Below are 26,103 nucleotides of genomic sequence, written 5' to 3'. Positions count from 1 at the left end.
ACTCCTTTTATTGTTGCTCGACCATTGCGGCACTGATATTTTTATCCGGCACACATGGTGAATTGTTCATCGATTGCGGGCTTTGTTTTGCTTGGCTGTTTGTTTTAGATGGCCGATTTGATTGCAAAGGCAATAAAATCGTAAATACAGTACAACCGGGGTGGCTTTCACATTCGATTAAGCCCTGATGGCGGCTAATTAAAGATTGTGCAATTGAAAGCCCTAAGCCGGTACCTTCAGCACGGCCTGTCACCATTGGATAAAAAATATTTTCCAATAAATCTTCCGGTATCCCCGGGCCATTATCGGTAATATCAATTCGACAAACTAAACGATGTCGAATATGACCAATCGTAAACTGGCGTAATGCGCGTGTTCTGAGGGTGATTTCACCCTTAGCAATTGGTTCGATATTTTCAGTTGGCGGTAATTCGTTTCTATCTAGATACAAATTAATTGCCTGACCTTTAATCGCTTCCACCGCATTTCTAGTGATATTCAGAACCGACTGAATCAGCATTCCTTTATCTGCCATTAGATCGGGAATGCTCGGGTCATAATCACGAATAAAATCGATATCTTCCGGATATTCTGCTTTTAATACTTGGGCCACTCGTTCTAGCACTTTTAAAATATTCAAAGGTTGCATGTTCGGTGCCTGACGCGGACCGAGCATTTGATCAACCAATACTTTTAAACGGTCTGCTTCTGCAACAATAACGTCGGTGTATTCACGCTGTTCTGGGTCGGTTAATTCACCATGTAATAACTGAGCTGCACCGCGAATTCCGCCGAGTGGATTTTTTACTTCATGGGCCAATCCGCGCAACATACCTTGAGTAGCTTGCTGCTGACTGCGCAAACTTTCTTCCCGGTTAATACGACGATGGCGTTCCATTGGTTGCATCTCTAGCAACAGGTATTGCTCACCTGAAGATTCCAACATCGCACTGACAAAACAATCGACCAGTAAGTGTCGATTACCAGGTAATTCCAGATCTAGCTCTCGCTCGGCAAATGGATGCCCCAAACCAAATACGCCAGATAACTTTTCTTTAGTAAATAGATGACTGGCAAAAACATCCAGCACATCTAACCCAGTTAAACGGCGGGCACTGATTTCTAGTAAGGCTTCTGCTGCTGCATTGACATATCGAATCACCAATTGCTCGTCCAGCATCATCACTGATGTCGACAAGCTATCCAGCAGTTTATTGCTGGGCTGGAGTTCTGATGTTTTTAGTTTCATGACAATTACCAGTGCAAGAAGCAGACCAGTTCACTTGTCTTAATACGCGAGGATTCTTATCACGCGCTTGAATTGGTCAGACAAGATCTAAAACAGGTCATATTAGAATCAATTGATCTTTAGTATGCACCAAAATAGAGCATACCGAAGCACTGATGGTGCAACTGATACCAATTGATTTCTATTGCGGCTTGCTAGAGGGAAACGCTTGGAAGGAACTAAAAATCAAGCCCTGACTTTTTCAGCCAAGGCCTAGGGAATTTTTAGAATAGTTATTAGGGAGCTGATCGACGAAAAGCCCGTAAAATATTGAAACTACTAGATGTAGTCGCGACTGGCTTACCAAATCTGAGTACTCGGGCAGTAACGGTGTGACTGCCACGATCAATATTTTTCAAAGCCACACTTGGGCTATTTCCGACCACTTTGCCATCTAACAATACTTCTAACTTATCGTTCTGCCCTAGCGAAGGTGCTAACGATAAACTAATCGATAGGCTACCATCATTGGCTCGAATCGCTTGGCCGGACGTAGGATTGGTAATCGTAATTTTAGGAATCTGATTACTAGCAGGCTGAGTGCTTTTATTGCTGGAGCTGTTGTTGTAGCGACGACTAGGTTTGGTCGCTTTATAAGTTTGCCCTTTACCAACATTCACTAGCTCAGAGCCCGCAACCTGCTTATCGGTATAAATCGTATTGCCATTTTTATCGACGTAGCGGTAGAGCTCAGCACTTGCTGGCAAAGCAACTAAAGTGGCTGCTAACAGGCTGCTTAATATCAAAAATGGTCTCAGCTTGATCATCAATCTACTCTCCGTTTATGTAGATTTTTGCCGGTATATGGCGATCCGTCAAAGCCCGGATTATCTATCCAAATTAATGCAAATTCTGTCGACAGGAAACCTGTTTTAGAAATTTTAGCCAAATCAACAGAGAGTATTGCCGAAATAACTACCTAGCGTAGGATTTTAAAAGACCTTGCTGGTTTGGCAAAGATCGTCGCACCGGCATCCTGACAGATAATTGCTTCTGGCATTATCTGCATTCCTCACATCCATGTGAGTTCCTCCTTGCGATATACATTATGTCCCTATAAATACACGCACCGGCATCCTGCCTCCTTGCGATATACATTATGTCCCTATAAATAAAAATCCGCCGGGTTTAGTCGGCGGATTTGGGCCAGAAGCAATATACGCTATCTGTTAAAACTGGTGAGCAAGCTTGTTCGCTGCTGTTGGATAGAACTATAGAGAGCCAACAAAAACAAAACTCTGGCCTATGCACGGTTGCCACGGTACTGAGTCGCAAAACGAAAAGCTTCGCTAAAAATCGTCGCACCGGCATCCTGACAGATAATTGCTCCCGGCATTATCTGCATTTCTCACATCCATGTGAGTTCCTCCTTGCGATATACATTATGTCCCTATAAATACACGCACCGGCATCCTGCCTCCTTGCGATATACATTATGTCCCTATAAATACACGCACCGGCATCCTGCCTCCTTGCGATATACATTATGTCCCTATAAATAAAAAGGCCGGTCACCTTACGGTAACCGGCCTTCATTACGCCCGAGAAATTACAGGGAGTAGTACATTTCAAACTCAATTGGGTGAGTTGTCATGTTCAGAGCAGTAACTTCATCGTTTTTCAGCGCGATATATGCATCGATCATATCGTCGGTGAATACACCGCCACGAGTCAGATAATCACGATCTTCATTCAGACATTCCAGCGCTTGCTCTAAAGAAGCAGCTACGGTTGGAATCTCTTTTGCTTCTTCCGCTGGCAGGTCATACAAGTCTTTATCCATAGCATCGCCAGGATGGATCTTGTTCTGAATGCCGTCCAGGCCAGCCATTAACAAGGCAGCGAATGCCAAGTATGGGTTAGCGGTAGGATCAGGGAAACGCACTTCAATACGACGTGCCTTCGGGCTAGTCACATATGGAATACGAATTGAAGCAGAACGGTTACGTGCTGAGTAAGCCAGCATTACTGGTGCTTCAAAGCCTGGAACCAATCGCTTGTAAGAGTTAGTTGACGCGTTGGTGAATGCGTTCAATGAACGTGCGTGCTTGATCACACCACCAATGTAATACAGAGCCGTTTCGCTCAGACCACCATAACCATTGCCTGCGAAGGTGTTTTCACCATCTTTAACAATCGACATGTGAACGTGCATACCAGAACCGTTATCACCGACAACTGGCTTAGGCATGAAAGTCGCAGTCTTGCCATATGCATGTGCAACATTATGCACTACATATTTCAGGATCTGAGTTTCGTCTGCTTTCTTTACCAGTGTGTTGTACTGGCAAGCAATTTCGTTCTGGTTGCCGGTCGCAACTTCATGGTGATGCGCTTCAATTACCAGACCCATTTCTTCCATGATGTTACACATCTGGGAGCGGATATCCTGGGATGAATCGACTGGAGGTACTGGGAAGTAACCACCTTTAACACCTGGGCGGTGGCCCATGTTGTTTTCTTCGTAGCTACGGCCTGAGTTCCAAGCAGCTTCTTGAGAGTCGATCTCATAAGAAGCACCGCGCATGTCGACTTTCCAGCGAACATCGTCCAGCAAGAAGAACTCTGGCTCTGGGCCAAATAATGCGGTGTCGCCGATACCGGTAGACTTTAGATACTCTTCTGCACGATGGGCAACAGAACGTGGATCACGCTCGTAACCAGTCATAGTGGTTGGCTCGACGATGTCACAGCGCAGGTTCAGAGTTGAATCTTCAAAGAATGGATCCAATACCGCGCTATCTGCGTCAGGCATCAGGATCATGTCAGATTCGTTAATGCCCTTCCAACCAGCAATAGAAGAACCATCAAACATCTTACCTTCAGTGAAGGCGTCAACATCCAGGGTGCTGGCTGGCACGGTAACGTGCTGCTCTTTACCCTTGGTATCAGTAAAACGGAGATCGACGTAACGAACGTCGTTTTCCTTGATCATTTCCAGCACTTTTTCCGCAGACATCTGACAACATCCTCCGACAAAACTTACAGTTTGTAGTTATGACTGTTTTTTCCTGCTGCTTTTGCAGTCAGGATTGAGCACGACTGAGATACAGCAAAGCTTGTGCCAATCGACATAAGCAATTGAAACATAAAGATCAATATTACTTATGCAGCATAAAACGATACTTAAGAACTGGCTTTGAGATTACTTTGCGCATCATTTCAGTGCGTCACTCGCGAATGGCGCACCAACTTAGTGCAGCCCATGATAGAGACTTTTCGATGCTATCACTTTACGCTGCCGCTGCAATGGCCAATTTGCCACTGGCAAAAGTAAAATCTGTGATTGCCGTAGATTACTTCAATAACTAGTTTGTTCTCTTGTTGCCGCATATCGGTTGAAATCAGACTGCTTACGCCGATAAATATTCAAAATATTTCAATATCAAAATTTCGTTAAAAAACTCAATAAAACAACAGAGTAATATTCAAAACAATCTAGCAATATCGATGAGACAAATAATATTTTCTCTTTATGGTAATTGCTTAAATAGTGGGCAGCGGATAATCTGGCAAAATGGTGGTAATAAAAGAAAAACAAATTTGATCCTGGATGCATCTATCGGCCAGGACCCTCTGCTTCGGCAGCGGCTCACCTTTGCACTTGGTGCATGGCGAAGTACTTGGCTGAACAATCTGGTATTTGCAGCTGTACTGGCTCTTTTATTACAGCCAGTAATACAGCCTATTGCGCTTGCCTGGTGGATACTTTCAGTTTTGGTCGTAAATAGCGGCAGAGTGTTTATCGGCTGGAAATATGAAAAAAATGGCCAACCCGCCAGTCGCTATTGGTATTTAATCTATGCAGTATCCACGCTAACTTCAGCTATTGTCTGGAGTGCTGGCAGCATGATTTTATTTCCAGAATCTTCTGCCAAACACCAGCTTTATATGATTATCGTCATTGGCATTATTGCCCATGGTGCAAGCTACCATCATTCATCTAGTCCGCGTTTACTGGCGGCCTACCTGCTAATACTGATTCCCCCTAGCGCAATAAAAATTCTACTCAGCAGCAATGATCAAATCGATATGACATTGAAGCTGATTGGCACCCTTATTCTGCTAGTGTTGGCGTTGTCTGCCAAAAGAATGTGCCGGACCCAAACCGAAACCATGCAGTTAAAAGAAGCACTGCGGAAAATGGCCAATATCGATAGCCTGACTAGTATTGCCAATCGGCGTGCTTTTGATGAGTTATTACAAAAAGGCTGGCATCAGGCTAAGCATCGGCTTCAGCCCTATTCAGTTATTCTGCTAGATATCGACCATTTCAAACTTTATAACGATTACCTAGGCCATGTGAATGGCGACCGAGCGCTCAAGCTGGTAGCCGGTGCAATTCGCGATAGTTTGGAACGCGCCACCGATCAAGTTGCTCGTTATGGCGGGGAAGAGTTTGCCGTTTTATTACCGAATACCGATGCCAAAGGCGCCAAAATTATTGCTGAAAAAATCCGCAATAAAATTGTTGGATTAAATCTGGAACATAAAAAATCTCCCACCAGTAATTTCATTACGCTTTCAATTGGCATTGCTACTCGAGAACAAATCTGTAGCAATATGCATTGTCGGCAACTAGTCGAAGAAGCTGACAGTGCCCTGTATTACGCCAAATCGTCTGGCCGAAATTGTTCAATTAGCTACCCTCAACAATTTTCTCGTAGTGCATGAATAGCGCCTGAGTCATGTTTGAATAGTGCTTAGGCCGTACCTGAATATCCGATATAAATCTCAATTACCCCGCTTCTTATTCATTTCAGATGCTGTTACATTCCAGCGATCTGTCCACAAATAAGAAGAAGCTCAATGGCCAGCCAGAAAAAAAATGCGTTTATGAAAGTTGTCGGATTCGGCAACATGTTTTCCAATAAGCTGGGTGCTCGTATTGGTACTTGGGCATTTTGCAGCCGCATTCATTATGCCAAAACTTCCGGAATCAAATTCACCAAACTGACTTCGTCAGAAACTCGGGCCAGCATTCGTAATATCAAACGAGTGCAAAACCACATTGGCGGTATTCACGCCACGGCAATGGCAACTTTGGGTGAATCAGCCACTGGTTCTGTATTGGCAATGAACTTGCCAGATGACAAATTGCCATTGCTCAAAAGCATGAAAATCGACTATGTCGCTCGTGCCAATGGTGATATGAAAGCCATTGCATCCTTATCAGATGAACAGCGTGAGCAGATCAGAACTCTGGACAAGGGTGAGGTGACCGTGCAACTTGAAGTGAGAGATTCCAAATCAGGCGAGCCAATTTTAGGCGAGTTTACTTGGGCATGGATCCCAAAAAAGCGTCGTGAGAAAAAAGCTGAAGCGGCATAACCAATATCGGCAAAAATTGCTTGTGAGTAGTTTAATTACTCACAAGCAATCGCAACCAACTTACCATCTAACAGATTAATTAAGTCCGATGGTGCCAGCGCAATTTCCAACCCTCGCCGACCGGCACTGACATGAATTTCTGCAAAATCCTCAGCGCTGAGATCAAGAAAACTGCGCAAGCGTTTCTTCTGCCCCAGCGGGCTAATGCCACCCGTTACATAGCCGGTAACTTTTTCAGCCTTGCTTGGATCAGCCATGGCAGCTTTACGCGCACCAGCCACTTTGGCTAGTTTCTTCAAATCTAGTTTGCAGCAAACTGGCACCATACCAACGACTAACTCACCGTTATCCAACTCAGCCAATAGCGTTTTGAATACTTGTTGAGGATTTAGGCCAAGCACTTGAGCAGCTTCAATACCGTAAGATTGCGCACGTGCATCATGCTGATACTTAACCACGCGATGGGTGATTTTGGCTTTCTTCGCCAGATTGATAGCCGGGGTCATCTTCACTCCTAGCAGCTGCTAAATGTATGCTAATAAGTCAGCAGCAATTTTATCATCAACTTAGAATAAGTGCTTGTTTCTAGATTTATGGAAGTGAAGAAGTTTCATATTTCTGACTGATGAAGCTTAACAATCTAAATTTTTATTAATTTTAAAATGCTTTGGTATTATGTTGAGTTTCATTACTTGACGATTAGGTTTCTGCCATCCGTGGCAAAGAATAATTATGATTTAAAAAATAAACTAATAATTAAAACTAATTTTTTGAAACCAACATTAAATTAATATATTCAGAATTATCTGTTGGTACTTGGCCCGTACACATGAGTATTTTTGTTCCACTCTCTGCTGCGTCTCGATCAACCATACAGTAAAAATTACCATTATCCGTATCAATATTCATCACAGCTGCAATAAATCCATTCGTTGGTGAATTTGGTGTGGATAATGTTAAAGTTGCACTATCGCTTGATAATACACCAGTCAGCGGATTTACTTCTTTCAACTGGCACACGCCCGCATTGCTGCACGAAACGTTAACTGCATTTATCTGACTACCATCTGGATCGCCATTATTAAGAGCTAATCCAACATACTCACCCTGAAAGCCAGAGAGTGTCCCAGCTGATTTAACGGGTAAAGAGAAATAGAATAATGATGCGGCGTCGTCAGCAATATTTGTTTGAATAATCGATCCACCACCATCGGTCAAATAAAGTACATCACCATTATCACTATCAACCGGATCATCTATTACTAAAATTCCGTCTTGGCAGGATCCAGATCTAAAACTTGAAGCAGATCCTCGTCTAGTTCCAGCAGAGTTATAGCTAGAGGTAAGGCTGGCCACTCCAGTTGCAGTGTTAAACCCAAGCTGCCCAAATAGATCGACATCTATTGAAGTAAGGTCTGCACCATCTTCCAAGTTAATAGCTAACCAATTGGCAACATAATCTTCGTTGGGGCAATTTCCCGCAGAAACCATTGGCACCAAGCCATCACCACCAACCGGTTGTAATAAAAACATAACGCCTGGCACTTCCAAGCCAAACGCCATGCTTCCAGCGACAGTACCGCTATCTGAAGAGCCAGTGACCGTCATCGCCACAAAACCTGATGGCAACTTTTGATAATTACCTGAAAAAGAAAGCTCAACATCGGCTTGAGGATTCTCTCTATAAGTAATTGAAAATTGATCATTGGACGAAAGATCTACCGTCCATGTTGATCCAGGGCCTATGTAGCTTTCTGTACGAATACTGCTGCTTTCCTTGCTCCCACCCCCACAAGATAAGATAATGCTACTAAGCGTTATGATAAATGAAATATAAAAAATTCTTCTCATAATTAAACAACCATTATTTCTCCGAATCCGTAAGTATATTCCTATCAACAGCAATATCAATTTAAATTAAAAATCCAGTTAAAAGATATCGTTAGTCACTTATTAATTACCGTTCAACAAGTGCTTTATCAGAAACAATAATTCCATTTAAATCGGCATAAATATAGTTTCCTGGTATAACAGTAACACCAGAAAATTGAAGTGGAATATTAATATCACCCAAACCTCTTTTATCGGTTTTCATTGGATGGCTGCCTAAAGCCTGTACACCAATATTGAGTGTTTTAAGAATTTCTACATCGCGAACACAGCCATAAATAATAATGCCAGCCCAACCATTATTTTGTGCTTTTTCTGCCAGCATGTCGCCAAGGCAAGCGCGTCGCATTGAACCGCCGGCATCAACCACCATTACTTTTCCGGTTCCGTCGGTATCGACCAGCTGCTTTACCTTGGAATTATCTTCAAAACATTTCACTGTCACCACTTCGCCACAAAAGCTTTCATTACCACCAAAGCTTTTATAAACCGGATCTAAAACAGAAACTTGTTTAGGGAATTGATCACACAGATCAGGAGTAGAAAGATTGCTCATTATTATGTTTCCTGAGTTTATTTGAATTAATTTTTCAGAATGCTAACCGGAGTCTGGTGTTTTTCAAAATATTGAACGGAATAGTCGAGAGTTAAAGATCTATGTTCTGCCTGTCGTCGCACTAGCATCCATGCTTCCTTGCGATATACATTCCTTCCCTGGAAATATTCGCACCAGCATCCATGCTTCCTTGCGATATACATTCCTTCCCTGGAAATATTCGCACCAGCATCCATGCTTCCTTGCGATATACATTCCTTCCCTGGAAATAAAAAATCCGCCGAGGTGAGTCGGCGGATTTGGGCCAGAAGCAACATGTGCTATCTGTTAAAACTGGTGAGCAAGCTTGTTCGCTGCTGTTGGATAGAACTATAGAGATCTAAACAAAACAAAACCCTGACCTATGCACGGTTGCTGCGGTACTGAGTCGCAAAAGCAAAACCTTTGCTGGGAAGCGACTTCCCAAAGACCTTAACGTTGATTTGGTTAAGATCTTTTTATAGCGAAGCAGCAAACGGCGGCGATTATGAACCGGTTTTTCAGCCATCTCTAGCTTTTTTGATGTAAGCACCATTTCAGTTCAAAACAGCGCACCAACAGATCGCTATAACCGTGCACTCTGCTCAGGATTGGCACACTTTCTGCTAACAATATTGCAAAAGGTCAGACAAATTTATCGCCGGCTTCGACGCCGCCCGCCGATTGAGAGTTTTGCATAGGCAACTCTTGCCAAGCGAGCAATAAAGGTGCAATAAACTACATATGCGCACCAATAAGAAGCACTAATTCTAATAATAAACGGCGATCAAACTTCTGTTTTGAAAAGCTAACTAACAAATAAGTGGTGTCCCATGGAAATGAGCAGCAGCGATACGCTCTTTGTGCTGTTAGGCGCAATTCTGGTTCTGGCAATGCATGCTGGATTTGCATTTTTAGAAGTTGGAACGGTTCGAGATAAAAACCAGGTTAATGCGCTGGTTAAAATCATGGTCGATTTTGCTGTCTCGGCGGTTGCTTACTTCTTTGTGGGTTATTCGGTTGCCTATGGCGTCGATTTCTTTCGTAGTGCCGAGCAACTCGCTAGCTTAAATGGCTACGAATTGGTCAAATTTTTCTTCCTAATGACCTTTGCCGCTGCAATACCGGCCATTGTTTCTGGTGGCATTGCTGAACGTGCTCGCTTCTATCCACAATTAGTGGCCACTGCTGTATTAGTCGGCCTAATTTATCCATTCTTTGAGGGCATTGCTTGGAATGGCAACTTTGGTTTTCAAGGCTGGCTAGAAGCTACTTTTGGCGCGGCATTCCATGACTTTGCTGGCTCAATAGTGGTGCATGCGATGGGTGGCTGGATCGCACTGGGTGCTGTAGTCATGCTTGGCGCACGCAAAGGCCGCTATACCAAAAAAGGCAAGCTAGTCGCCTTTCCACCTTCAAACATTCCTTTTCTGGCACTCGGTGCTTGGATCTTAACCGTTGGCTGGTTTGGTTTTAATGTGATGTCAGCACAGAAGGTCGGCGATATTTCCGGGCTAGTTGCAGTCAATACCATGATGGCCATGGTCGGCGGTATATTGGCATCATTAATTGTCGGTAAAAATGACCCTGGCTTTATTCATAACGGCCCTTTAGCTGGCTTAGTAGCCGTGTGTGCTGGTTCTGATTTAATGCATCCAATGGGTGCCTTGGTTGTTGGTGCGATTGCCGGTGCATTATTTGTGGTCTGCTTTAATCTGACCCAAAAGCGTTGGAAGATCGACGATGTGCTGGGTGTTTGGCCATTACACGGCTTGTGTGGTTTATGGGGCGGCATCGCTGCCGGTATTTTTGGTCAGCAAGCATTAGGCGGCATGGGCGGTGTTAGTTTGATGTCGCAAATTGTTGGCAGCTTGCTCGGTGTAGCCATTGCTGCGATTGCTGGTTTTGTTGTTTACGGTGTATTGAAGAAATTTGTTGGTATTCGTTTAGATGAAGAACAGGAATTCTATGGTGCCGATTTAAGCATCCATAAAATTCATGCAGCCAGCCATATGATGGAATAGCCGCATACCCAGCGGTTAAACCCTTCAGAAATGCAAGCTTGCACTTCACAGGTGCAAGCTTGAAATTCCTCTGCAATGCCCACATAGTTAGCGCCTGTTTATATATTGGTGTTCAGCCATTGAATAAGGCTTACAACGGCCGACTGGGCAGTCTTAGCTGTATCGACAAAGGATTGTTTGGGCGTGTTAATCGCGGTATCGAGCGAGAAACGCTGCGGGTAGACCAAAACGGGCAGCTATCACAAATAGCGCATCCGGTTTCATTGGGCTCTGCACTGACCCACGAATCAATAACTACCGATTATTCTGAGGCTTTACTGGAGTTCATTACAGCACCCGGCAACGACCGCGCAGCTGTTTTAGAACAATTAGATCAAATCCATAGTTTTGTCCTGCACAATTTACCTGGTGGTGAGCTGCTGTGGAACTCCAGCATGCCATGCCAGTTACCTGCTGACAGCAATCAAATTCCGATTGCTCAATATGGCAGTTCTCCGATTGGCCAGTTAAAGCACATCTACCGCAAAGGCCTCGATTTACGCTATGGCCGACGGATGCAAACCATTGCCGGCATCCATTACAACTTCTCTTTGCCCGACGATTTTTGGCCGCAATGGCATAAATTACATGGTAATGGGCAATCTGCAATCGACTTTCAATCGGAAGGTTATTTCGGCTTAATCCGAAACTTCCGCCGCCACAGCTGGTTATTAATGCTTCTTTTTGGTGCATCTCCAGCGGTAGGCAAAGACTTTCTTCAAGATAAGCCTTCTCCCTTACCATTGCAGAGCATTGGCCAGGACAGTTTGTGTTTGCCATGGGCAACTTCATTGCGCATGAGTGGACTGGGTTATCAGAATAATGCTCAGGCCGGACTGAATATCTGCTTTAACCATTTACCCAGCTATTGCGATAGCCTAAACCATGCGATCAATACACCATGGCCAGAATGGCAGCAAAAAGGCGTTAAAGTTAATGGCGAATATTTACAGCTCAACAGTAATATTCTGCAGATCGAAAATGAGTACTACAGCCCGATTCGACCTAAGCGAACCATCAGAAGCGGTGAGAAATCAGTTCATGCGCTGAAAGAACGCGGCGTTGAATATATTGAAGTGCGCTGCCTAGATATCGACCCATGGCAACCGACCGGCATTGGTCATCAGCAGTCAATCTTCCTCGACCTGTTCCTTAGCTATTGCCAGATTAAAGACAGCCCGCTAATTGCAGAGACTGAATGCAGCCGGATTGGCCGCAATTTGGAATTAATCGTTGAGCAAGGCCGCAAGCCAGGCTTACAACTGGAAACTGAACAAGGTTCTGCGTCAGTTACATCTGAAGCCGAGCAGTTATTTGATCAGCTGCAGCAATTAGCGGAAACACTACAACAACCCGCAGCTATCGAAGCGGTTGAGTATTACCGCAAGCTGGCCCTGGAAACACCTGACCAACTGCCTTCTGCCAAAGTGCTGGCTGAAATCGAACGCCACGGCAGTTTGCAGCAAGCCACTTTGCAGCTAAGTAAACAGGCTGCAGCATCATTTGCAGTGCCCGACCGTCAGACATTACAGCACTTTATGCAACTGGCAGATCAGTCACTGGCGAAGCAGCGACACGTAGAACAGCAACAAACGGGTGATTTTGACCAGTTTTTAGCAGATTATCTGGCTCAATAAGCGAAACATCTGGAAATGATGCGTCATCCTTTGCTTAACTGGTACGGGATACGCATCATTTTTTGTTGTAGCTTAAGTAAGCCACGGCACACCCGAGGCCACAAATGGCTTTTGTAGCTTCAGACTACTGTGATTCGTTCAAGAACTTGATCGAAGTAGTAAAAGAAGTTGCTGAATATCCCTAGAATTCTTCCATTCGCATCACTAGTACCAATGGATAAAACAAGTTGTAATAGTGGTCGTAGATACTCTTGTACATATCAGGCAGGCAAAGTTAATTATCAATAAACCGCCTGATTATAACTTAAGCCAGCTAGCAGGCATTACTCTGTATCACATTGAATTGTATAGAAAGTACCTGTGGTAATTGTTAATCGTCGCTAGAAGTAAAGAAATAGGATAAACATAATATGCATGGCGAACTTTTTTATTTAATGGGGGCATCTGGCTCCGGAAAAGAGAGCCTGATCAGCTATCTCAGATTAAGCCTGGGCGAATCCCAGCTCAGCTTCCCAAAACGTATGATTACCCGGGAAGCCAAGGATCAGGAAAACCACCAATTTGTTTCAGTAGAACAATTTGAAGTAATGAAAACCGCCGGTGAATTAGCACTGAGCTGGAACAGCCATGGCTATTGGTATGGCTTTGCCAAAGAAATTCATCAGCTATTAGCTGATGGCAAACATGTGATGATTAATGGATCGCGTGAATATTTATCTGAAGTTGCCAAAATATTCCCTAATATCTGGCCAATTTTGCTCGACGTGCACCCAGACATTTTACGCCAACGACTAGAACAGCGTGGCAAGGATGACGAGCTAGCAATTGAAGACCGTATTCACACTTCCAAAATGCCGGTAAACCACCCACGATTAAAACTAATCGACAATAACCATTCGATCGGCCAAGCCAGCCAAGAGCTGGTTCGATATATTAATCAGGTGCTGGAAATTCCAGCGGAATAATTTTAAATTATCCTAACAACTGATTTTTTAAATTAAAACGGATTGTTAAAAACAATCCGTTTTTTTATGGCTGAAATTCGGCCATAAAAAAACCGGCCTAAAAGACCGGTTTTTTTCAACGCCTTCCTAGGAAGAAACGTTTAGCAAATCTGCTGTAATCTAATGATTACTGCTTCATTGCGCTAGGAGCCATCAGGTTCAAGTCAAACTTGAAGCCGATAGTTGCCTTATTAGTGTCTTTGGTGCCAGCAGCATCAAAAGAACGATTTTCATAAGTGGTGAAAATCAGCATGTTTGAAGCCAGCTTGTAAGAAACGCCTACACCATATTCAGAATCAACAGTGTTGTCGTCAAAGCTAGTGTAAATACCGTCAACCGTTACTTTATCGTTGATAGAATATGCTGCAGCAACTTCAATCGCTGATGAATCTTTGTTATTTACTGCTTTAACGTCTTTTTCAACTTCAACGCTGTGATAAGTACCAGCCAAAGTTAAAGGACCCGAAGCATAAGTCGCACCAATAGCAAAAGTTGCTGACTGATAATCTTTATTCGTTGCAGTTGCTGCTACAGGAACAACGACCTCCATCTCTTTTTCAACAAAAGCTTGTGTAGTTGCTACTAACGCAGGATCAGTAATGATGTCACCATTTACGTCTAGTGGCTTACCATTTGCATCAAAGTGGCGAACTTCTACTCGAACGTTTTCATTTTTTGTAGTCGCAGCTTTTCCAGCTTTACCATTAGTCAGTTTATATGCTGCACCAATAGTAAAGTCACCTAGGTAAACCTGACCACCCAAGTTAGTTTCAGTGATGTCACTGTCTGGACGGCGGTAAGATACGTCAGCTTGGAACATATCTGCAGTATAGGTATAACGGATGTTGTCATCTTTAAAGCCGCTACCAACGTGGCCGTCCAGAGAGAAACGCGCGAAAGATGCGTTGTCAGTCCAGCCCAGCTCAGTCATACCAGATACGTTACCGACCATTACATCGTCAGTTTTACCAATCTTGATTTTGCCAAATGAGCCTTGGATCCAGCCGTAGCTGTAACGGGTAGTACCCAGATCGCCATTAGCGTTCCACTCACCCAGAGCACCAACAGTTAAATCGCCAAATTCTTCAGAACCTTTCAGGCCAAAACGCGAGTAGTAATCGTCTACTTTAGTTTCACGATCGCCACCTTTAACAACGTCTGATTCGATAGTAGGACGCAGTGACAGATAAGCTTGTGCTTCAGCTGAAACGGTAGGTGCTGCCATCGCTACTGCCAGTGCAACAGCAGCAATAGGGAATACTTGTTTAGTTTTCATTTAGTTTAAATCTCCAGGAATGCGCGCTGACTTTATATCCTGATGATTCAGCTATTATGCTGACTAAAATCAATTTTGCTGCAATAAAGTATCAATTGATGAAAGTTGGAATTTCATTAATATAACCATGGACTTTTTGCTTAGTTTTATATATTTAAAAACATTAAAAATTAACCGAACAAAATCAACTGGATGGAAAAATTATTTTGATAAAAAAACTTGTCATCACCTGCATTGAGGCGCACTTGCTATTTTCGGGAACATCTGATATTAGAAATTAAAGTGATATTTTATCTCCTTCTTTTTTGTTTCTGAATTGAAGCTTTAGGCGTCAAAAAAATGACGCTTTATTTTCTTAATGCTCCTTAAAATCAAAAATAAAAGCCCCTGCTTTATAAAAACAAAACAGAGGCTTTTATTTCGTTGTATTAATAAGTTAGCTTCGGCAGATTTCAAATTACTGACAGTTAGTTTTTTTTCACTGCCGACTAGCTTTTCTCGCTACTGATTAACAGTGGGCCAATTAAAAATTCTGCTTGAAGATCCCAGTTATCTAATGGCTTGCGCTCGAAGTCACTACGAACATATTGCTGCAGTCGTCCTTCAACCACCGCTAACAACAAAGCAGCCGCCTCAGTTACTGGCATGACTGCCTGCAATTGTTCCCGAAGCTCGGCTTCTCGCAAAATCTGCTTAAGTTGAGTTTCTAGCCGCTCATAGAACTTGACCACCCGCTGGTGCAATCGCTCGTTCTCACCCTGAAGGGCTGAACCCGTAAGAATGCGACACAAGCCTGGGTTTTTTCCTGCAAAACCCAACACCAGTGTTAACAGCTGGTAAGTGCGAATTCGGCATGCTTTTTCTTGCTCAACAATTCGGCCAATTCGCTCAAATATGGTCTGCTCAACATAATCGATCAAACCTTCGAACATTCGAGCTTTGCTCGGAAAATGCCGATAAAGTGCCGCTTCAGATACCCCTACTTCTTTTGCTAAAGCTGCAGTAGTGATTTTGGCTTTGCTGTTTTTTTCCAGCATATGCGCCAAAGCCTGAAGAATTTGCTCCTTTCTATTATTACCTGTACTGCCTGAGCTCATCCTGTCCTCATCGTTGAATCAGGGTGCCAACACCCTCGTCGGTAAAGATTTCCAATAGTATGGAGTTAGGTACCCGACCATCGACGATATGCGCAGACTTTACCCCTGCGGCGACCGCATCCAGTGCACACTGAATTTTCGGCAGCATGCCACCATAAATGGTGCCATCTTCGATAAGTGCAGATACTTTTTTGGTATTCAGGCCAGTGAGCACATTGCCTTGCTTGTCCTGAAGACCGGAAATATTGGTTAGTAGCATTAGCTTTTCAGCTTGAAGCACTTCGGCAATTCGCCCTGCGACCAGATCGGCATTGATGTTATAGGTCGCACCATCTTCGCCCACTCCGATCGGAGCAATCACCGGAATAATATCGCCCTGAAGCAACATATCCAGCACCGTAGTATCCACAGATGCCACTTCGCCAACATGACCAATGTCGATAATTTCTGATGCTTTTAGTTCTGGTGCTGATTGTTTTAGCTTCAGCTTACGCGCTTTGATCAAGCCGCCATCTTTACCGGTAAGACCGACCGCACGACCACCATTTTGATTTAACAGGGTAACAATCGATTTGTTTACCAAGCCACCGAGCACCATTTCCACCACATCCATGGTTTCATTGTCGGTAACTCGCATTCCCTGAACAAACTCAGTTTCCTTGCCAATTCGCTTCAGTAGATCACCAATTTGTGGCCCACCGCCATGAACCACCACCGGATTCATACCAACCAGCTTCATTAGTACTACATCGCGGGCGAAACTGTTCTTTAACTTTTCATCGACCATGGCGTTGCCGCCATATTTGATGACAATGGTTCGATTGGTAAAACGTTGGATGTACGGCAGAGCCTCAGACAGCACGCGCGCTGTTTCTGTGGCCTTATCAAGAGAAAAAGACATGGCAGGCCTCGTTATGACCGGTGTCTGCCTGCTGCTTGCAACATATGACAGACACCTGATTTAGAATCAGAAGCTGGGCATTATATTCGGCTCGAGCCGGGAAATCTCACCTTTAAAAAGATTCTGGATCTTTTGCAGTTCTTGCTCGGTATCTGCCTCAAAGCGCATTACCAATGCAGGGCTGATTGCAGAAGCCCGCACCATGCCCCAACCTTGCTCAAATTCAACTCGCAAACCATCTAAAGTAATTTTTTCACCATCGGGGAAATTGCCTTCAGCCGCCAGCTTTTGCACCAGTTGATGCTTGCCATTATCTGAAGCGGTCATGGTGATTTTCGGAGAAACCACACCGTGAGGTAACCGAGAGAATATTTGATCTGCACTGCCTGGTTTTTGTGCAATCACTTCTAACAAACGCGCTGCGGCATATAAACCATCATCAAAGCCATACCAGCGCTCTTTGAAGAAAATGTGCCCGGACAACTCACCGGCAAGTAAGGCGCCGCTTTCTTTCATGCGAGATTGAATGTGTAGATGACCACAACGGTTCATCAATGGCCGGCCGCCATTACGCAAAATACATTGGCGTAAAAATTTACTACAAGCGACGTCGAATACCACATCAGCACCCGGATTACGCTCTAGCATATCTTCAGCAAACAGCATTAATAGCTGGTCGCCCCAAACAACTGAACCATCACTGCTAACCACGCCTAAACGATCACCATCGCCATCCAGAGCAATACCCAGCTCACAGTCGTGCTTTTTCACATGGGCGATCAAATCTTTTAGATTATCGGCATTGGCAGGGTCTGGCTGGTGATTGGGGAAGTTGCCATCAACATCGCAATAAAGCGGTTCGACTTCACAACCTAGCTGACGTAACAACTCTGGTAACAAAGTACCGGCAACACCATTGCCGCAATCCACTGCCACTTTGATCGGTCGAGCAACCACCACATCTGACAGAATCCGGTCCATATAATCGGCTTCTAAAGATTCTTGGCGGAAACTGCCTTTGCCCTGATTAAAATTATTTTGTTCAATGCGCGTTTTAAGTGATGTTAGCCCATCACCCAATAGCGGCTCACCGGCCAAAATAACTCTGAAACCATTTTCATTGAAAGCATGATGACTTCCTGTCACCACCACCGATGAAGCAATTTTTAAATGCTCCATGCCGAAATAAACCACTGGCGTAGGTACTTGGTCTAAATCGACTACATCCATACCGCTATCAACCAAGCCTCGAATTAAATGCTGGATCAGTTGCACACCTGAGTTACGGCCATCCCGTCCAACGACAATCGAACGCTCACCCCTTTCCCAGGCTTCACTGGCAATTGCTCGACCTAGTGAAAAAGCTAACTCATCGGTAATTTGCTGATCGACTACGCCTCTAATTTCACTATCAAAGAAGATCTCATTACTGATTGGCTCTACTTTGGGTTCAGGTTTAGAGTCAAAATTAATCAAACCTTTATCTAAGCCATTATTTGAGCCACTACCTAACTCAGTTACTTCAACACCGGTATTTGGTTGCAATGCTTCAGTTGTGCTCGGTTTGCTAGCAACTGCAGCAGTTTTCATCGGCACTAGCGGGTCTTTGCTATGGGACGCTCGTGGGCCGATCAGAACTTCAGCCACATCTTTAAATTGTGGTAATGCAAAATTACCGAGTCGTTTGGTGTCGTAGCGCTGGACCACTTCAATTAATAAATGAGCATCTTCATTGAGCAGTTTTTGCTGTCGTCTGGAGACCAGTAAAACGCCTAGCCACATGGTTAGAAATACTACAGAAAACGGCCAGAGTTGAATCATTTCCATCCAATTTTCACTGGGCTGTCCTGCCCATACTCGTAACTGCCAAGACGTACCCTGAATATTGGCGCTAGCAAGCTGTGAACCCGAACGAAGTGATGGTGCACCGAAACGCGCTAACAGCTGTGATGAGCCTTGATTGAATTGCTGGTGCAGCTCAACAAAGAAACCTTCTGATTCTAGGCCTTTAGTAATCGACTTAACAAAACGCTTGTCATAGCTGGCTAGTAATACGCCATTAACACGGTCTTTAGCATCACGGATTGGCGATGCCATATTGATTCGAGCTTGTCGATCCTTCCAGTTGATGGCTTCAACTGTCATCTCGCCACGTTCAGCATGCCGTAGCATTTCCAGCACCGAATAAGTTAGGCCAGCTTCAAGATCTGGATCAATCAAATTGGTTGGCAATAAACGGGCATCAATCGACCAAGGTTGACGCGCAGAAAGCTCACTTTCCATACGAGCAATTGAACTCGGATCTTTTCCTTGTAGCAAAACCGCTAAATAAGGATTGGCCGCTGATTGATCGAGCTGAGATTGCCAGAGCTGCAAACGGCCGGCCAATGCGCTGGCCAAAACAGTGGATTGCTGCTGTGCCTTTTCAAATTGCTTTGTTTCAGCGGGAACGACTAAGGCGCTCCAACCATGCCAGGCTAACACCACCATCAAAGATAACGCGACCAGACCGGCTCCTCGCCATAGCATGCTGCTAAACCGCATACTTCGCTCGATACGTGGCTCCTTGTTATCAGGTACTTTGGAGGTTTCCTTCCTTGTGAAAAGATTACGTCCGAACACCTTCATCCTTTTTCTCCATCGCATCTATCTATACCTGTTCGGTATAGCGATTAATACTGATCAAAAATAGTGCTTATTAATGACTAACAACGTTGCTGACGGCCATCAGCAGATAATCAACAAGCGCTTAAATAGCCATTTACATTAACCAGTTTACTGATTTATTTGGAGCATCCTGCTCAAACGGGTCAGTCAGGTTAAAGAATCGGCGGTGTGGTAAAAATGATTAAAGCCGCTTGCCGGGTGATTAACCAGCCAAACGACTCACCTACAGACTTATAGCGCGATTTAGTGTCGACCAGAATGACCAAAGCCACCTTCACCACGATCGGTCTGTTCAAATTCTTCAACAATCTGAAATTCAGCCTGCAATACCGGCACTAAAACATATTGCGCCAAGCGTTCACCGGGCAAAATAGTGAATGGCTTATCACCACGATTCCAACAAGACACCATTAATTGACCTTGATAATCTGAATCGATTAATCCGACCAAGTTACCCAGAACGATGCCGTGCTTATGGCCTAATCCTGAGCGAGGTAAAATCATTCCCGCCAGATTAGCGTCTTCGATATATATCGCCATTCCCGTTGGAATCAGCTGAGTTTCACCCGGCTTAATTTCAGTTGCATATTCAACACAGGCTCTAAGGTCTAATCCTGCAGAGCCTTCTGTTGCATATTGCGGCATGGGAATTTCATTACCCAACCGGGGATCAAGAATTTTTACTTGTAAGGTTTGCTTGCTCACTTGAGTATCCACTTTTGGGTTAACTTTATTGTCTGGCAACCGCCATACGTTCGGCGATTAACTCAACCAACAGCACAGCTAATTGTTGTTTACTTGCCAAAGAAAGACTTTTACCGCCGTCCTTCCAGAAGACATCTAATGCGTTGGTATCTACATTGAATCCTTGCCCGGGTATCGATACCAGATTGGCGCAAATCATATCGAGCTTTTTACGTTTCAGCTTGCCACGCGCATAGTGTTCCAGATCGCGGGTTTCTGCGGCAAAACCAACACAAAACGGCTTGTTCGCTAAAGCAGCAACGTCAGCCAAAATATCTGGGTTGCGAACCAGCTCGATCACCATGTCATCATTGTCGCCAGTTTTCTTAATCTTTTGGTCGACCCGACTAGCAGGTCGATAATCTGCAACTGCCGCTGCAGCAACAAATATATCTTGCGATTGTGCGCGAGATAATACTGCCTGATGCATATCCAACGCGCTACCGACTCGCACTAGCTCGACACCTTTTGGTGCAGAGATATTCACCGGCCCAGAAACCAGCGTTACTTGAGCACCCGCAGCCATTGCCATTTCAGCCAGCGCATAACCCATTTTCCCCGAGCTATGGTTGGTGATGTAGCGCACAGGATCTAGCTCTTCGCGAGTTGGACCTGCTGTAATTAACAGCTTTTTACCTGCCAGAACTTGTGCAACTTCACGTTTAGAAAATACTTCGCTACAAGCATCTACCAACTCTAGTGGTTCAAGCATTCGGCCAAAACCAATTTCACCGCAAGCCTGATCACCTTGTGCTGGCCCAAACTGAAATACCGCTCGATCTTTTAGCGTTGTCAGGTTTTGTTGGGTTGCCGGGTGATTCCACATCTCAACGTTCATTGCCGGTGCAATTGCAATGGGTGCCGTGGTCGCCAAGCACAGGGTAGACAATAAATCGTTACCCATGCCTGCCGCCATTCTGGCGATAAAATCAGCCGTTGTTGGTGCAATCAACACCAGATCTGCCCAACGCGCCAGCTCAATATGTCCCATCGCCAATTCAGCTGCCGGGTCAAATAAAGAATTGGCCACTGGGTAAGCACTGACCGCTTGCAGGCTCATTTCACTAACAAATTCACCGGCAGCTGGAGTTAAAACCACCCGCACTTGCGCACCGGCTTGCTTTAATTTGCGTACCAGATCAGGGCATTTGTATGCAGCAATTCCACCGGTAATGCCCAGAAGAATTTTTTTACCTTCAAGTTTCATAACTTTCGCTTAACCTCGCCTTTTCTAGATCGGGCCCAGATCGCAAGGCGATCAGAAATCTGCCAGCTATTTTGCACACTTGTGACGCATTCTGAAACTACGACGACAGAAACGGCCAAGTTCACTAGACCAATCTACAATTTAATCAGCCGTTAATCAGAGAACTGCTTCACCAAGATGCCGATTTTTATAAAAAAAACCACCTCCAACTATTGTTTTTGTCTATATAAAGCCCATTTCAGGCTAGTTGATTATTAATGAGTATTAAGCAATGGCCTGACCAACAGCGACCTCGTGAAAAATTACTGCATCAAGGTCCTTCTAGTCTCTCTGATTCTGAATTGGTGGCGATTTTTTTACGGATCGGCCGACCTGGCGTTTCAGCAGTCGAAATGGCACAGCAGTTAATTAATCATTTCGATGGATTGCGCGGTTTATTAGAAGCCGATCAAACGACGTTTTGTGACATGCCAGGCCTTGGGCCAGCAAAATATGCACAGCTTCAAGCTGTAATGGAAATGGCGCGGCGGCATCTAGCAGATCAGCTAACCAAAGATACCGTTTTAGAGAATCCACAAGCGGTAAAAGACTTTCTCTTTGCCAAGTTACGTCATAAAAAGCATGAAGTGTTTGCAGCGCTGTTACTCGACCAACAACATCGGCTGATTATTTTTCACGAAGTGAGCCAAGGCAGTATTGCCAGTGCTAGCGTATATCCCCGACAATTGGTTCAGCTGGCAATGCATTATAACGCCGCAGCGATGATTGTTGCCCATAACCACCCTTCCGGGGTCGCTGAACCTAGTTCAGCAGATCGCGCCGTTACTTCAAGAATTGACCAAGCGTTACAACTAATTGAAGTTAGGTTGCTTGATCACCTTGTGATAGGTGACGGCCAAGCGGTATCATTCGCAGAAAGGGGCTGGTTATAAAGCACTTTTCGCCAACCAGCTGTTTTTTATCGCATTCAAGCTGGTAAAAAATAGTAATTCTTGAGTTGACAGCCGCTCTCTGGTATAAAGTGCCGCTTCGTGCTGCAGCATGTGCCGGATGTCGTTCCTATCAGCGCTGAGACACGGCATCCGTGAAAGAATTTTGGAGATAGACATATGTCACGAGTTTGTCAGGTTACAGGCAAGCGTCCTGCGACCGGGAACAATGTTTCCCACGCTAAAAACAGAACGCGTCGTCGTTTTTTGCCTAACTTGCATTCGCATCGTTTTTGGGTAGAAGCTGAGAAGCGTTTTGTAAAACTGCGTATATCCAGTAAGGGTCTGCGTACTATCGATAAAAAGGGTATTGATGTAGTTCTAGCTGAACTGCGTGCCCGTGGTGAGAAGGTATAAGGAGCTAAATCATGCGCGATAAGATCCGTCTGGTATCAAGCGCCGGCACCGGCCATTTCTATACCACTGACAAGAACAAGAAGAACATGCCTGAGAAGATGGAGATCAAAAAGTTTGATCCTGTTGTTCGCAAGCATGTGACTTACAAGGAAGCCAAGATCAAGTAATTGATCCCGGCTGAGCTGTTAGAGCTTGTTCAACGACAAAGGCGCTTTCGGGCGCCTTTGTTGTATCTGAAAATTGTATTTAGATAATTCAATTCTATGATCGGCACTTGAATATCGGACCTACTGTTTACACTTCTGGCAATAATTGCGGCTGATTTTCGATTGGCCAAGTCACTTTTGGTCATGCCACCTTCAATTGAAATCCTTCCATCTTGTTTCTCAGACCGTTTTTCCTTTGTTTTGTGAATTTTTATTCAGCTGTGCTTAGACTGGTTTTTCTAATATTCCCTTGAGAGTTGGTTATCCATGAAAGGCCTGACTATCCAATACGCCACTGAATTATCAGACACTTCGTCTGAGGCGATGGATATGGCATTTTTCATCGACATCCCCCAGCCAACTTTTTATTGCATCGCACCTGCCTCTCCTGAAGGCGAATCTATTCATGGCGCGGTGATCGACCGAATGTGTCGCTAACGATATCGATCTAACAGGTAACTTTTTCTGTAGATCATTCACGCCATAACCCAGTTATGGCAAATCCCGGTAGGTGGACGCCAGCGAGGCGTTTTTATGAACTTGCCGGACTACCCTGACCAATTTTTCGCTCATTACCTGCCCAAACTAAATGTGGCTGCTTACTGCGCTGGTCTGAAGAAGAGAAGTTCGAAGATGACTCAAATTCAATCTGCTACAACCTCTAACTCTGTTGAAAAACCACTAGGCCGCGGTATTGCCTTAGTGCCTATTCTGCTTTTTCTGGCGATTTTCATTGGCAGTGGCATTTATCACAGCCTGGCTGGAACCGACTTTGCTTTTTACCAATTAAAAGCCCCTGTTGCCGTATTACCGGCGTTGATCCTTGCATTGTTCATCAGCCGGCAAAAACTAAATGCTGCGCTAGAAACCTTTTTAGAAGGCATAGGTAACGTCAATCTGATCACCATGTGCATGGTATTTTTACTTGCCGGTGCATTTGCTGCGGTTACCAAAGCCATCGGCGGTGTCGACGCTACCGTTGCATTGGGTTTGTCGCTAGTCCCAGAATCTCTGGTATTACCCGGTATTTTTGTGATTGCAGCGTTTATCGCAACCGCAATGGGCACATCGATGGGCACCATCGCAGCAGTCGCTCCTGTCGCAGTAGGCGCCGCTGAAGCAACGGGCATGTCGCTAGGCATTACCATGGGCGCAGTGGTCGGTGGCGCAATGTTTGGTGATAATCTTTCGATTATTTCTGACACCACCATTGCCGCAACTCGCAGCCAAGGTTGTGAGATGAAAGATAAATTCAGAGTTAACTTCAAGCTGGCATTACCCGCAGCAATTATTACTCTGATTTCGTTATTTATTTTAAATGACGCAGCTCCCGTAGCAGCAAAAGACACTGGCTCAATTTTACTGGTAGTACCTTATGTTGCCGTTTTAGCTTTGGCCTTAAGCGGGTTAAACGTACTGCTAGTTTTAGGCAGCGGCCTTATTATTTCCGGAGTGATCGGCCTATTAGTTGCTGACTATAGCTTTGGCCAATATACCAACGACATTTACGCTGGTTTTTCTAACATGTTTGAAATCATGTTGCTGTCGATGCTGGTAGGTGGCTTAAGTGCCCTAATCAAGCAGCAAGGTGGTTTGGTTTGGTTATCGGAAAAGATTCGAAACCTGACAAAAAATGGTGGAAAACGGGCCGGTTGTTTAGGTATTGCATCATTAGCCGTCGCCACTGATGCCTGCACTGCAAATAACACCGTCGCCATTATTATCAGCGGCGATGTAGCAAAAGATATTGCCAATGAACACGCGATTGAACCGAAACAAACCGCCAGCCTTTTAGATATTTTCTCTTGTGCGGTGCAAGGGGTGATTCCGTGGGGTGCACAATTATTGCTGGCCGGATCAATCGCTGGCTTATCACCAGTAGAATTGAGCTTAAGCGTTCATTATTGCTTGGCATTAGCTGTGATTGCATTAGCCAGCATCTGGCTGCAGAAGGTGCCAGTGACCACCGGCAACCAAAAGAAATTCGCCTAACTTTGCAAAGGCCAGTTAGCTGAATCATAATTCGCACCGCAGCCTACTTTTTAGGTCGCGGTGTTTTTTTATCGAAAGGAAATCGCTATGGCTAAGCCTGATCGGCGTAACCCCTTTGCATTTGACCCCATCATGCGCAAAGGCGGAGTTCACCAGAAAACTAACAAGGCAAAACGTAAAACCGACAAACAACGTCAACAACAGGAAATGCGGAGCCAGCTGAATAAAAGCAGCTGGCGCTGTTCTTTTTTCAACAAAACCCTTCTAGCAAAAATATCCTGTTCAATTCCTGCCTAACTTCATACCTCACAACACTTACAACTGCTTATGTCCTTTTATGTCTGCTCATGAAATAGTTGCCTGAAATAAATTAACCACTGTTATTATCGCAACCACAATCAAAATAATTAGCACGATATATTCAACGGTTTCCTGCCCACGTTGCACGCTCGCCATGCCTCTCATAAATACCACCTATTCAGGTGCATTCCATTTCAACCATCAAATTCTACTCCAACAGACACGCCGAAAATTTAAAAAGCCACACGACAACAAAGTAGCTTTGCAATAAATACCAACTTATCGCTGAAAATAGACAGCTATTCTTTTTTATGTATCGCAATCGATAACAATGTAAAGATTGCAACGATTGCTTAAGATCCTCCAGCAAGCCTTTTACTCATTCCACGCTGTAAATTTTGATGCACCGCATATTTTACAAAAATTACATCCATCGAAAAATATGTTGAAATTGCATCACTGAGAAGGAATTGTTTAGAAGAGACACTTAAACAGCATCTATTAAAAGTATTCCTGCTCTACAAGTACGCTCTGATAGAACCTCAATGGACTGACAGCTGAAAATAACTATTTCAAACAA

At 44.4% G+C, this 26,103-nt stretch carries 23 protein-coding genes; 11 read left to right on the top strand and 12 right to left on the bottom strand.

Translation table 11 applies throughout. From position 1 onward, the window contains the following. Positions 1 to 7: 7 nt before the first annotated feature. The 3 genes from glnL to glnA all read right to left on the bottom strand — a co-directional run bounded on the left by glnL (position 8) and on the right by glnA (position 4,247). Entirely contained in the window at positions 8 to 1,249 is a 1,242-nt protein-coding gene (gene glnL / locus DC094_RS14565; RefSeq protein ID WP_116687857.1) for a nitrogen regulation protein NR(II), read from the bottom strand. Positions 1,250 to 1,524: 275 nt separating this feature from the next. Next, entirely contained in the window at positions 1,525 to 2,055 is a 531-nt protein-coding gene (locus DC094_RS14560) for a DUF4124 domain-containing protein (protein ID WP_116687856.1), read from the bottom strand. A 782-nt stretch (positions 2,056 to 2,837) separates the two neighbouring features. After that, positions 2,838 to 4,247: a glutamate--ammonia ligase gene (glnA, locus tag DC094_RS14550; RefSeq protein ID WP_116687854.1), complete on the bottom strand. Its 1,410-nt coding sequence runs from the start codon at positions 4,245 to 4,247 to the stop codon at positions 2,838 to 2,840. 491 nt (positions 4,248 to 4,738) lie between these two features. Between glnA and DC094_RS14540 the strand changes: the two genes are divergently transcribed. Both DC094_RS14540 and DC094_RS14535 read left to right on the top strand, forming a co-directional pair. Further along, positions 4,739 to 5,962 (top strand): GGDEF domain-containing protein, encoded by a 1,224-nt coding sequence (locus tag DC094_RS14540; protein WP_116687852.1) that lies wholly within the window; start codon positions 4,739 to 4,741, stop codon positions 5,960 to 5,962. A 135-nt stretch (positions 5,963 to 6,097) separates the two neighbouring features. Then, positions 6,098 to 6,619 (top strand): DUF4442 domain-containing protein, encoded by a 522-nt coding sequence (locus DC094_RS14535; protein ID WP_116687851.1) that lies wholly within the window; start codon positions 6,098 to 6,100, stop codon positions 6,617 to 6,619. A gap of 35 nt (positions 6,620 to 6,654) precedes the next feature. Here DC094_RS14535 and ybaK read toward each other — a convergent pair whose 3' ends face one another. The 3 genes from ybaK to rraA all read right to left on the bottom strand — a co-directional run bounded on the left by ybaK (position 6,655) and on the right by rraA (position 9,065). Beyond that, positions 6,655 to 7,125 carry a Cys-tRNA(Pro) deacylase gene (gene ybaK / locus DC094_RS14530; protein ID WP_116687850.1) on the bottom strand — a complete coding sequence of 157 codons (471 nt, stop codon included), beginning with the start codon at positions 7,123 to 7,125 and terminating at the stop codon, positions 6,655 to 6,657. A gap of 256 nt (positions 7,126 to 7,381) precedes the next feature. Then, positions 7,382 to 8,470, bottom strand: a complete 1,089-nt coding sequence (locus tag DC094_RS14525; RefSeq protein WP_116687849.1) for a hypothetical protein — start codon at positions 8,468 to 8,470, stop codon at positions 7,382 to 7,384. 106 nt (positions 8,471 to 8,576) lie between these two features. Next, complete coding sequence (rraA, locus tag DC094_RS14520) at positions 8,577 to 9,065, bottom strand: ribonuclease E activity regulator RraA (protein ID WP_116687848.1); 489 nt, start codon at positions 9,063 to 9,065, stop codon at positions 8,577 to 8,579. 857 nt (positions 9,066 to 9,922) lie between these two features. Here rraA and DC094_RS14510 point away from each other — a divergent pair. The 3 genes from DC094_RS14510 (at position 9,923) to phnN (ending at position 13,748) form a co-directional block, all read left to right on the top strand. Next, positions 9,923 to 11,107 carry an ammonium transporter gene (locus tag DC094_RS14510; protein ID WP_422615586.1) on the top strand — a complete coding sequence of 395 codons (1,185 nt, stop codon included), beginning with the start codon at positions 9,923 to 9,925 and terminating at the stop codon, positions 11,105 to 11,107. Between the two features lie 59 nt (positions 11,108 to 11,166). Beyond that, positions 11,167 to 12,783 carry a glutamate--cysteine ligase gene (gene gshA, locus DC094_RS14505; RefSeq protein WP_158527339.1) on the top strand — a complete coding sequence of 539 codons (1,617 nt, stop codon included), beginning with the start codon at positions 11,167 to 11,169 and terminating at the stop codon, positions 12,781 to 12,783. 410 nt (positions 12,784 to 13,193) lie between these two features. Next, on the top strand, positions 13,194 to 13,748 hold the full coding sequence (gene phnN / locus DC094_RS14500; protein ID WP_116687844.1) for a phosphonate metabolism protein/1,5-bisphosphokinase (PRPP-forming) PhnN: 555 nt from the start codon (positions 13,194 to 13,196) through the stop codon (positions 13,746 to 13,748). A 166-nt stretch (positions 13,749 to 13,914) separates the two neighbouring features. Here phnN and DC094_RS14495 read toward each other — a convergent pair whose 3' ends face one another. The 6 genes from DC094_RS14495 to coaBC all read right to left on the bottom strand — a co-directional run bounded on the left by DC094_RS14495 (position 13,915) and on the right by coaBC (position 21,679). Then, positions 13,915 to 15,063 carry a porin gene (locus tag DC094_RS14495; RefSeq protein WP_116687843.1) on the bottom strand — a complete coding sequence of 383 codons (1,149 nt, stop codon included), beginning with the start codon at positions 15,061 to 15,063 and terminating at the stop codon, positions 13,915 to 13,917. A gap of 488 nt (positions 15,064 to 15,551) precedes the next feature. Then, positions 15,552 to 16,160 (bottom strand): nucleoid occlusion factor SlmA, encoded by a 609-nt coding sequence (slmA, locus tag DC094_RS14490; protein WP_116687842.1) that lies wholly within the window; start codon positions 16,158 to 16,160, stop codon positions 15,552 to 15,554. A 7-nt stretch (positions 16,161 to 16,167) separates the two neighbouring features. Then, a complete protein-coding gene (gene argB, locus DC094_RS14485) occupies positions 16,168 to 17,061 on the bottom strand; it encodes an acetylglutamate kinase (protein WP_116687841.1) in 894 nt (297 codons plus the stop codon). A gap of 66 nt (positions 17,062 to 17,127) precedes the next feature. Beyond that, positions 17,128 to 19,689: a phosphomannomutase/phosphoglucomutase gene (locus tag DC094_RS22630; RefSeq protein WP_158527338.1), complete on the bottom strand. Its 2,562-nt coding sequence runs from the start codon at positions 19,687 to 19,689 to the stop codon at positions 17,128 to 17,130. 282 nt (positions 19,690 to 19,971) lie between these two features. Continuing rightward, positions 19,972 to 20,433: a dUTP diphosphatase gene (gene dut / locus DC094_RS14475; RefSeq protein WP_116688001.1), complete on the bottom strand. Its 462-nt coding sequence runs from the start codon at positions 20,431 to 20,433 to the stop codon at positions 19,972 to 19,974. A 25-nt stretch (positions 20,434 to 20,458) separates the two neighbouring features. Further along, the gene (coaBC, locus tag DC094_RS14470) at positions 20,459 to 21,679 is read right to left on the bottom strand and encodes a bifunctional phosphopantothenoylcysteine decarboxylase/phosphopantothenate--cysteine ligase CoaBC (protein WP_116687839.1); all 1,221 of its coding nucleotides are present in this window, start codon (positions 21,677 to 21,679) and stop codon (positions 20,459 to 20,461) included. 257 nt (positions 21,680 to 21,936) lie between these two features. On the opposite strand from coaBC, the gene radC reads away from it, so the two are divergent. From radC to DC094_RS14445, 6 genes are all read left to right on the top strand, one after another. Continuing rightward, positions 21,937 to 22,611, top strand: coding sequence for a RadC family protein (gene radC, locus DC094_RS14465; protein WP_116687838.1), 675 nt, complete (start codon positions 21,937 to 21,939; stop codon positions 22,609 to 22,611). 177 nt (positions 22,612 to 22,788) lie between these two features. Further along, complete coding sequence (gene rpmB, locus DC094_RS14460) at positions 22,789 to 23,025, top strand: 50S ribosomal protein L28 (protein WP_116687837.1); 237 nt, start codon at positions 22,789 to 22,791, stop codon at positions 23,023 to 23,025. Between the two features lie 11 nt (positions 23,026 to 23,036). Then, entirely contained in the window at positions 23,037 to 23,192 is a 156-nt protein-coding gene (rpmG, locus tag DC094_RS14455) for a 50S ribosomal protein L33 (RefSeq protein WP_116687836.1), read from the top strand. 306 nt (positions 23,193 to 23,498) lie between these two features. Further along, positions 23,499 to 23,669 carry a hypothetical protein gene (locus tag DC094_RS22145; RefSeq protein WP_158527337.1) on the top strand — a complete coding sequence of 57 codons (171 nt, stop codon included), beginning with the start codon at positions 23,499 to 23,501 and terminating at the stop codon, positions 23,667 to 23,669. A gap of 195 nt (positions 23,670 to 23,864) precedes the next feature. Continuing rightward, complete coding sequence (locus tag DC094_RS14450) at positions 23,865 to 25,223, top strand: Na+/H+ antiporter NhaC family protein (protein WP_116688000.1); 1,359 nt, start codon at positions 23,865 to 23,867, stop codon at positions 25,221 to 25,223. An 87-nt stretch (positions 25,224 to 25,310) separates the two neighbouring features. Beyond that, positions 25,311 to 25,520, top strand: coding sequence for a hypothetical protein (locus DC094_RS14445; protein ID WP_116687835.1), 210 nt, complete (start codon positions 25,311 to 25,313; stop codon positions 25,518 to 25,520). Positions 25,521 to 26,103: the final 583 nt, after the last annotated feature.

Source organism: Pelagibaculum spongiae, assembly GCF_003097315.1.
GTDB classification, from domain to species: Bacteria; Pseudomonadota; Gammaproteobacteria; order Enterobacterales; family Pelagibaculaceae; genus Pelagibaculum; species Pelagibaculum spongiae.
Note: the sequence above shows the minus strand (reverse complement) of the source record. Positions and strands in the feature narration are given on the sequence as shown.

Coding starts and splice junctions, on each gene's coding strand:
- DC094_RS14445 (WP_116687835.1), top strand. CDS start 25,311: ATGGCTAAGCCTGATCGGCGTAACCCCTTTGCATTTGACCCCATCATG.
- DC094_RS14540 (WP_116687852.1), top strand. CDS start 4,739: ATGAGACAAATAATATTTTCTCTTTATGGTAATTGCTTAAATAGTGGG.
- rraA (WP_116687848.1), bottom strand. CDS start 9,065: ATGAGCAATCTTTCTACTCCTGATCTGTGTGATCAATTCCCTAAACAA.
- DC094_RS14560 (WP_116687856.1), bottom strand. CDS start 2,055: ATGATCAAGCTGAGACCATTTTTGATATTAAGCAGCCTGTTAGCAGCC.
- coaBC (WP_116687839.1), bottom strand. CDS start 21,679: ATGAAACTTGAAGGTAAAAAAATTCTTCTGGGCATTACCGGTGGAATT.
- DC094_RS14535 (WP_116687851.1), top strand. CDS start 6,098: ATGGCCAGCCAGAAAAAAAATGCGTTTATGAAAGTTGTCGGATTCGGC.
- radC (WP_116687838.1), top strand. CDS start 21,937: ATGAGTATTAAGCAATGGCCTGACCAACAGCGACCTCGTGAAAAATTA.
- rpmB (WP_116687837.1), top strand. CDS start 22,789: ATGTCACGAGTTTGTCAGGTTACAGGCAAGCGTCCTGCGACCGGGAAC.
- slmA (WP_116687842.1), bottom strand. CDS start 16,160: ATGAGCTCAGGCAGTACAGGTAATAATAGAAAGGAGCAAATTCTTCAG.
- DC094_RS14450 (WP_116688000.1), top strand. CDS start 23,865: ATGACTCAAATTCAATCTGCTACAACCTCTAACTCTGTTGAAAAACCA.
- DC094_RS22630 (WP_158527338.1), bottom strand. CDS start 19,689: ATGAAGGTGTTCGGACGTAATCTTTTCACAAGGAAGGAAACCTCCAAA.
- DC094_RS14525 (WP_116687849.1), bottom strand. CDS start 8,470: ATGAGAAGAATTTTTTATATTTCATTTATCATAACGCTTAGTAGCATT.
- rpmG (WP_116687836.1), top strand. CDS start 23,037: ATGCGCGATAAGATCCGTCTGGTATCAAGCGCCGGCACCGGCCATTTC.
- DC094_RS14510 (WP_422615586.1), top strand. CDS start 9,923: ATGAGCAGCAGCGATACGCTCTTTGTGCTGTTAGGCGCAATTCTGGTT.
- phnN (WP_116687844.1), top strand. CDS start 13,194: ATGCATGGCGAACTTTTTTATTTAATGGGGGCATCTGGCTCCGGAAAA.
- DC094_RS14495 (WP_116687843.1), bottom strand. CDS start 15,063: ATGAAAACTAAACAAGTATTCCCTATTGCTGCTGTTGCACTGGCAGTA.
- DC094_RS22145 (WP_158527337.1), top strand. CDS start 23,499: ATGAAAGGCCTGACTATCCAATACGCCACTGAATTATCAGACACTTCG.
- ybaK (WP_116687850.1), bottom strand. CDS start 7,125: ATGACCCCGGCTATCAATCTGGCGAAGAAAGCCAAAATCACCCATCGC.
- glnA (WP_116687854.1), bottom strand. CDS start 4,247: ATGTCTGCGGAAAAAGTGCTGGAAATGATCAAGGAAAACGACGTTCGT.
- argB (WP_116687841.1), bottom strand. CDS start 17,061: ATGTCTTTTTCTCTTGATAAGGCCACAGAAACAGCGCGCGTGCTGTCT.
- glnL (WP_116687857.1), bottom strand. CDS start 1,249: ATGAAACTAAAAACATCAGAACTCCAGCCCAGCAATAAACTGCTGGAT.